At 36.1% G+C, this 435-nt stretch carries 1 rRNA gene; it reads left to right on the forward strand.

Annotated features, from left to right (window positions below):
• The first annotated feature begins 242 nt into the window (after positions 1–242).
• A 5S ribosomal RNA gene (rrf, locus tag KGF38_RS20085) occupies positions 243–359 on the forward strand.
• The last annotated feature ends 76 nt before the right edge of the window (positions 360–435 follow it).

A 435-nucleotide genomic window follows, 5' to 3' on the forward strand; every position in this document is an offset into this window, starting at 1 on the left:
AGGTGTAAGTGCAGCAATGTATTTAGCTTATCGATACTAATAGGTCGAGGACTTGACCAAATTATTTGATGTTCATTAAATAAAATATATATGTAGTTTTTAGAGTGTTAACTCTAGATAAAGTACTAACTTCAATTAATATGGTATATATCATATTAAACAATTACTATTTAGTACTTTAAAACTATTGACATTTAAAAATAAAGATGTTAATATAATACTTGTCTTATAAATAGGCAATATGTGGTTATAATAGCAAAGAGGATACACCTGTTCCCATTCCGAACACAGAAGTTAAGCTCTTTAGCGCTGATGGTACTTGGTGGGAAACTGCCTGGGAGAGTAGGACATAGCCACGTGGATATTCCAAGGTAGCTCAACGGTGGAGCAACCGGCTGTTAACCGGTAGGCTGTGGGTTCGAGCCCCACCCTTGG

Source organism: Clostridioides sp. ZZV14-6387 (genome assembly GCF_020657835.1).
Taxonomy (GTDB): Bacteria; Bacillota; Clostridia; order Peptostreptococcales; family Peptostreptococcaceae; genus Clostridioides; species Clostridioides difficile_A.